The following is a 7,344-nucleotide window of genomic DNA, read 5'->3' as shown; positions in this document are numbered from 1 at the left end:
AGCGGGAGGTCGCGGGTCGGCGCCAGGTCGGCGTAGCGCAGGACGTCGTAGCTGACCTCGGGCGGCCCGTCCATCGGCTGGTCGGGCGGCGCGCCGACGAGGCCCTGCAGGCAGGGGACGACGTCGGCGCCGAGGGCGGGCTCGCCGGCGTTGGCCGTGCCCCACAGCGACCCCGGGACGTTCCCGGTGGAGGGCAGCCACGTCCAGTCGTCGATCGGGTACGGCGCGCCGCCCTCGACCCGGTAGAGCGCCACGCGGTGCTCGGTGCGCACGTCGGCGACGGCCATCGGGTACACGCCGACGGCGGGCCCGTCGAAGGCCTGCTCGCCGGCGGCGGCCGTCCCGGCCACCACCCTGGTCGCCGGCACGACGGTCTCGGTCCCGAGCGCGAACGCGGCGGCCGACACCCGCCAGACCGTCCGCCCGGCGATCTCGACGGTGCCGAGCAGGCCGCTCGCCGCCCGGGGCCGGCACACCTCCGGGGCCGGCGGCAGGAACGTCGACGCGAACGTGGGCCAGTCGCGGAGGACCCGGCCGGGCGGGTTGGGCGAGCCGCCGCCGTTGATCGGGATCGTGAACGAGATGACCCACCAGGTGACGTGGGCGACCCCTGCCGTCGGCGGGCCCCACAGCTCCACGTCGGCCGACAGCTCGACCGTGAACGTCTTCGAGATGCCGCCGATGTCGAGGGTGTACGAGACGCCGACCGACACCCCGATCCCGACGTCGAAGAAGAACGGCCGCCAGTACATGAGGAAGTCGGCGTGGGCGGTCAGCCAGGCCCGCAGCGCGCCCCGCTGGAAGCGCAGGTCGAGCGACCCGCCGCCCATCACGCACGACGGCGTGAGCGCGAAGTAGACGCCGCCCTGCACGTGGACGGCGTCGGACATGTTCCAGTTCAGGCCGAGGCGGGGGACGACCGGGTACCAGTCCGGCCGGTCGAACAGGGCGTTGTACCCGCCGAGGGTCACGACGAAGTCGCCGGCGTGCTCGTTGTCGCCGAACCACATGTGGAAGGCGAAGCCGCCCGTGAGGCGGCAGGCGCGGTCGATCACGAACGAGTTCGGCGTGAGCAGGGCGGTCATCTGGAACGTGCCCTCGGCCGGCCGGAGCACGGCGGAGAGGGCGAGCTCGGCGTAGGCGTACGCCGGCCCGGTGCCGGGCTTCGGCAGCGTGATGGACGCCACGCCGAGCAGGGCGATCACCAGCTCCTTGCCGAACTGGACGGTGACGAGGACGAAGGCGTCGAGCACCTGGAACGAGGTGAACTCGACGCCGGCGGCCACCCAGTACGAGCCGAGCGACGGCGGCACCCACCCGCCCGAGGTCATCTTCCCGAGCGCCGCCGCCACGCTCGGGTCGGGCAGGTACGACGACCCCTGGCGGGCGGCCAGCACGAGCGGGAACTCCTGGACCTGCTCGGGCGCCGGGAGGCGCAGCGAGCGGTTGTAGCCGAAGCCGGCGGCCAGGCCGGTCACGAAGAACGCCGGCGGCCCGCCGAAGGCGCCCTTCGCCATCCCGAACACGAACAGCGACGGTGCGCCGGCGAGGTCGGCGTAGGCGCCGACGGCCGTGATGGCGAACCGCCCGGCCCGGATCAGCAGCGAGCCGCGGTACTCGGTGAGCTCCTCGACGTAGGTCCTGACCAGGCTGCCGCTCAGCTGGAAGGCGCCGGACCGGAACCCCACGCCGAGGCCGGCCAGGTCGATGTGCAGCCCGGACGGCGAGATGTCGTCGCTGTCGAAGGCGACCGAGAGCTCCTCGAGGACCAGCTGGAGCACGGTCGTCGACACCGACGCGTCGAGCGCGAGGCCGAAGCGCCCCTCGGCCGTCAGGATGCCGACCCGGCCGAGGGTCAGGGGGCCGAAGCTCTTCTGGACGGGGAACCACTGCACCGGCGGCGGGCCGGCGGCGAGGGCGAGCGAGCGCTCGGCCCCGGCGGCGGGCGGCCGGAACGACGACGGCGTGAGCGTGAACGTCTCCGCCGAGCCGCCGGCCGACACCGTGAACGTCAGCTGGAGGCCCTTCGTGAACGCCGGCATCCTGGGCGCCGGCGGCGGCAGGGTGAACGAGCCCGCCGGCAGGTCGGCCGACGCGTAGCTGAGCCCGAGCGCCTGGAGGGTGATCCCGCTCAGCATCGTCCCGAACAGCGGGGTGCCGCCGAGGTCGATGGTGGACGTCAGCGACAGGCCGACGACGAACGCCGGCTCGCCGCCCCCCGGCGCCGGGAGGGTGGCGAGGTAGACGTCGACCGACGTGTCCGCCGACCCCGCCGTGCCGGCCGAGGCGAAGACCCCGAACGACTCGGTCGCCGGGTTCGGGTCGAACCGGAAGCCGACGGCGTTGAGCTCGACGTCGGGGATCCAGCCGAGCACGGCCTGGGCCTCCGGCGGGAGGGTGGCGAGCAGGTCCCTGATGCTGACGGGGACCGCGACGGAGCCGCCGAACGCCATCCGGTTGGCGTCGATGGTGACCTCGACGTCGACGGCGGCGCCCTCGCCGCCCGGCGGGGGGTCGGCTCCGGCTCCCGGCACGGCTAGGTGGTCGGCGGCGTGTCGCTCAGCTCGAGGCTGATCGTCTCGATGACGAACGTCTCGCTGACCTTGATGCGGGGCACGGACACCTTCAGCCGCCAGTCGTTGCTGGCGGTGTAGGTGAAGGCGGCGAGCTCGATCGGCGCGTCGGTCCCGGTCTGCTCGGTGAGCTTGAAGTCGTACGTCGGCGTGGCCCCGCCAGGGATGCTCACGGTGAGCTTGTAGGTGGTGGTCTCGTAGAGGATGGCCAGGGTGAACGAGCCGGCCATGCCCTCGCCGCGCGAGAGCGAGCCGGCCGGCGACTCGACCCGGACCTGGGGCCGCCCCGTCCCCTCTGGGGCGCGCGCCGCGATGGCGGTCGCCACCGTCTCGGCGATCTCCTGGACGACGCTCGCCGGGAGGTCGTTGGCGGTGGTGGTCGTGGTGGTGGACGGGGCGTCGGACATGACGGGCCTTTCGGTTCGCGACGGCGCGGTCGGCGCGGTCAGGCGACGACCTGGACGGTGACGCTGCGGGCCTGCGGCTGGGAGCCGGCGGCGGCGAGCGTGTAGACGGTGGTCCGGGCGGGCGTGACGACCCGCTCGCCCGACCGCGCGACCTCGCCGACGCCCTGGTCGATGGCGCACGACGCCGCGAAGCGCGTCGCCCACCGGAGCGTGACCGGCTCGCCCCGGCGGACGGGGCCGGGCGGGTCGGCGCCGAAGTCGTCGATCCGGACGGGCATGACCGTGACGGTCGCGGCCGCGCTCGCCCGCCCGCCGACGGCCAGCGCCTCGAGCCGGAACACGGTCGTGTGCAGCACCGGCACCTGGATGGTCCCGGTGGCGGGGGACGGCAGCGTGACCGGGCCCGGCTCGAGCGTGCACACGTCCGCGCCCGTGACCCGCCAAGCGACCGTGACCCGCTCGCCGAGGGCGGCCTCGGCCGGCGTGACCGTGAACGAGGTGATGGTGGGCGGGTCGCCGCCCGGGCCGACCGGCGCGTCCTTGGTCACCCTGACCGTGGTGGTCGCCGTCGCGCCCGCGACCGTCTCGTCGATCGGGATGTCGACCCCGTTCGGCATGGTGTTGACGAGGATGTTGGCCAGGACGAACCGGGCCGTGCCGCCGGCGCCGACGCCGGTCGCCGGCGGGAGCGGGACGGCGTAGCAGACCCCGTCGCCGGACGTCGCCATCGCCCACGGGGTGGCGTCGCCGACCGAGACGGTGACCGTCGAGGGGTCCGTCGTCAGGGTCGTCGGCTTCGGCACCGCATCGGACGGGATGCGGATGGCGATCCTCGAGCAGGGGACGGCGTCACCGCCGTCGTTGTGGGCCGTCACCGTGAGGGTGACGATGCTGCGCCGGCGGTCGTCGACCGAGAACGGCACCTTCGCCGGGTCCACCTCGTAGCGCAGGCGCGTGGCCGCGCCGCCGGGTGTCCCGGCCTCCCCCTCCACGGGGACCACTATCGCATACCGGCTGCGACGCTGCGTGGCGAAGATGCTACGCGAATCGTCCGTTTACCGCAGAACGAGCTCGCCGTCCTCCGCGTCGAGCACGACCCGGTCGCCCTCGCCGAAGCGGCCCTCGAGGAGGGCGACGGCCAGCCGGTCGCCGACCTCCCGCTGGATGACCCGCTTGAGCGGGCGGGCGCCGTAGGCCGGGTCGTACCCGTGGGTGGCGAGGGCCTCCTCGGCCGCCGGCGTCACCTCCAGGGCGACCCGGCGGGCGGCCAGCCGGTCCCGCAGGTGCCGCAGCTGGATCTCGACGATCGGCCCGAGGTCCTCCCTCGTGAGCGACCGGAAGCGGATGAGGTCGTCGACCCGGTTGAGGAACTCCGGCTTGAAGTGGTCGGCGGGGTCGCCCGGCAGGTTCGAGGTCATGATGAGCACGACGTTGGTGAAGTCCACCGTGCGGCCCTGGCCGTCGGTGAGCCGGCCGTCGTCCATGAGCTGGAGCAGCACGTTGAACACGTCCGGGTGGGCCTTCTCGATCTCGTCGAGCAGCACGACCGCGTACGGGCGCCGGCGGACGGCCTCGGTCAGCTGCCCGCCCTCGTCGTAGCCGACGTAGCCGGGCGGCGCGCCGATGAGGCGGCTCACCGAGTGCTTCTCCATGTACTCGCTCATGTCGATGCGGACCATGGCCCGCTCGTCGTCGAACAGGAAGTCGGCGAGGGCCCTGGCCAGCTCGGTCTTCCCGACGCCGGTCGGGCCGAGGAACATGAACACGCCGATCGGCCGGTTCGGGTCCGACAGGCCGGCCCGGCTGCGGCGGATGGCGTTGGCCACGGCGTGGACGGCGTCGTCCTGGCCGATGACCCGCTGGTGGAGCACGTCCTCCAGCCGGATCAGCTTCTGGACCTCGCCCTCCATCAGCCGGCTGACGGGCACGCCCGTCCACTTGCTGACGACCTCGGCGACGTCCTCCTCGTCGACCTCCTCCTTCAGCATCTTCTGGGACGCCTGGAGCTCGGCCAGCCGCTTGGTGGCCTCGGCCACCTGGCGCTCGATCTCGGGGATCTGGCCGTAGCGGATCTCGGCCGCCCGCTCCAGGTCGGCCTCCCGCTCCAGCTCGAGCCGCTTGTTCTCCAGCTGCTCCTTCAGGGTGCGGATGACGCCGATGGCCTCCTTCTCGGCCGACCAGTGGGCCTTCATCGACATGGACTGCTCGCGCAGGTCGGCGAGCTCCCGGTCGAGGGTCTCCAGCCGCTCGATCGAGGCCGGGTCGGTCTCCTTGGCCAGGGCCACCCGCTCGATCTCCAGCTGGCGGATGCGGCGCTCCACGACGTCGATCTCGGTCGGCATCGAGTCGATCTCGATGCGCAGCTTGGACGCCGCCTCGTCGACCAGGTCGATGGCCTTGTCGGGCAGGAAGCGGCCGGTCAGGTAGCGGTCGGAGAGGACGGCCGCGGCGACGAGGGCGGCGTCCTGGATGCGCACGCCGTGGTGGACCTCGTAGCGCTCCTTCAGGCCACGGAGGATGGCGATCGTGTCCTCCACCGACGGCTGGCCGACGAACACCTGCTGGAACCGGCGCTCGAGGGCCGGGTCCTTCTCGATGTGCTTGCGGTACTCGTCGAGGGTGGTGGCCCCGACCATGCGCAGCTCGCCCCGGGCGAGCAGCGGCTTCAGCATGTTGCCGGCGTCCATGGCGCCCTCGGCCGCGCCGGCCCCGACGACGGTGTGGAGCTCGTCGATGAACGTGACCACCTCGCCCTGGGCGTCGGTGATCTCCTTCAGCACGGCCTTCAGCCGCTCCTCGAACTCGCCCCGGTACTTGGCGCCGGCGACCATGCCGGCCAGGTCGAGGGCGATCAGGCGCTTGCCCTTCAGGCCCTCGGGCACGTCGCCCTCGACGATGCGCCGGGCGAGGCCCTCGACGATGGCGGTCTTGCCGACGCCGGGCTCGCCGATCAGCACCGGGTTGTTCTTGGTCCGCCGGGACAGGACCTGGATGACGCGGCGGATCTCCTCGTCCCGGCCGATGACCGGGTCGAGCTTGCCCTGGCGGGCGGCCTCGGTGAGGTCGCGGCCGAAGCGCTCCAGCGCCCGGTACTGCTCCTCGGGGCTCTGGCTCGTGACCCGGTGGCTGCCCCGCACGTCCCGCAGGGCGGCGAGCAGCTGCTCCCGGGTGACGTCGAGGCGGTCCTCCAGGGCGAGCAGGAGGTGCTCGGTCGACAGGTACTCGTCGTGGAGCTCGACCCTGGCCGCGTCGGCCCGGTCCATCACTGCGGTGAGGTCGCGGCTCATGCGGGCCTCGCTGCCGTAGGCCCTCGGGAGCTTGGCGACGGCCTCGGCGGTCCTCGTCCGCAGCTGGTAGATCGGCAGGCCGACCTTCTCGAGGACCGGCAGGACCACGCCCTCCTCCTGGCCGAGCAGGGCCGCGAGCAGGTGGTCGGGGGTGACCTCGGGGTTGCTGTTGGCCTTGGCGGCGTCGACGGCCGCGGTGAAGGCCTCCTGGGTCTTCAGGGTCCAGCGGTTCGGATCGAGCGGCATCGGCACCTTCTCGGGCTACGACTCAGGAAACTTGACAATGAGCGTAACAAGCTTGCCCGCCGGATGCTTCCCTACACTGCGCCGGTCCCACGGGCGAGGGAGGCTCCGGATGGTCCTGGCCGATGTCGGCGACGGTCTCTACAACCTGTTCTTCCTGCTCCACATCCTGTCGATCATCCTCGGGTTCGGCGCCGTGATGCTGAACGGCGTCTACGCCGGCCAGGTCAAGGCCCGCACCGGGCTCGCCGCCCTGGCCGTGGCCGAGGCGAACACCTTCGTCGGCTTCCGGGTGGCCGAGTGGATCATCTACTCCGTTCCCATCTGGGGCTTCGCCCTGCTCGGCCTGTCCGACGGGGTCTGGGAGCTCGGCGAGACGTGGGTCTGGCTGTCGCTGCTGCTCTACCTCGCCGCCCTCGGCATCAGCCACGCGCTCCTGCGGCCGGCCGTCCGCCAGTTCAACACCACGCTCGGGCAGGCTGCGGCGGGCAACGCCGGCGTGGCCCCGGCGAGCGTCCCCGAGCTCGTCGCGCTCGACAAGCGCCTCGCCGCCATCGGCGGCGCCCTCAACGTCCTGGTCCTGGTCATCCTCGTGCTGATGATCTGGAAGCCAGGCAACTAGACGGCCGGGCGGCAGGCGGTGGAGCGACCGGCGGCGGCCGACGACGCCGCCCTCCGGGCCGACGTCCGCCGGCTCGGCGCGCTGCTCGGCGAGACCCTCCAGCGCCAGGAGGGCGAGGAGCTGTTCGACCTCGTCGAGGAGGTCAGGGCCCTCGTGCGCACCGACAGCGGGGCGGCCGCCGCCCGGCTGTCGGCGCTCGACGTGGCGACGGC

At 73.0% G+C, this 7,344-nt stretch carries 6 protein-coding genes; 2 read left to right on the top strand and 4 right to left on the bottom strand.

Going from position 1 to position 7,344, the window contains the following annotated elements; all coding sequences use genetic code 11:
* The 4 genes from VGB14_08370 to VGB14_08355 all read right to left on the bottom strand — a co-directional run.
* The coding region (locus VGB14_08370; protein HEX9992925.1) for a DUF6603 domain-containing protein at positions 1 to 2,534 on the bottom strand (2,534 nt) is incomplete at its 3' end.
* A gap of 2 nt (positions 2,535 to 2,536) precedes the next feature.
* Positions 2,537 to 2,980, bottom strand: coding sequence for a hypothetical protein (locus VGB14_08365; protein ID HEX9992924.1), 444 nt, complete (start codon positions 2,978 to 2,980; stop codon positions 2,537 to 2,539).
* Between the two features lie 38 nt (positions 2,981 to 3,018).
* Entirely contained in the window at positions 3,019 to 3,972 is a 954-nt protein-coding gene (locus VGB14_08360; GenBank protein ID HEX9992923.1) for a hypothetical protein, read from the bottom strand.
* A gap of 63 nt (positions 3,973 to 4,035) precedes the next feature.
* Positions 4,036 to 6,513, bottom strand: a complete 2,478-nt coding sequence (locus tag VGB14_08355) for an AAA family ATPase (GenBank protein HEX9992922.1) — start codon at positions 6,511 to 6,513, stop codon at positions 4,036 to 4,038.
* Between the two features lie 109 nt (positions 6,514 to 6,622).
* Here VGB14_08355 and VGB14_08350 point away from each other — a divergent pair, with 109 nt between their 5' ends.
* On the top strand, positions 6,623 to 7,132 hold the full coding sequence (locus VGB14_08350) for a DUF2269 family protein (protein HEX9992921.1): 510 nt from the start codon (positions 6,623 to 6,625) through the stop codon (positions 7,130 to 7,132).
* An 18-nt stretch (positions 7,133 to 7,150) separates the two neighbouring features.
* A partial coding sequence (locus VGB14_08345) for a phosphoenolpyruvate carboxylase (protein HEX9992920.1) occupies positions 7,151 to 7,344 on the top strand: 194 nt, incomplete at its 3' end.

This window comes from Acidimicrobiales bacterium (genome assembly GCA_036399815.1).
Lineage (GTDB): Bacteria > Actinomycetota > Acidimicrobiia > Acidimicrobiales > DASWMK01 > DASWMK01.
The sequence above is the reverse complement of the archived record's forward strand: the minus strand, read 5'-3'. Positions and strand labels throughout refer to the sequence as shown.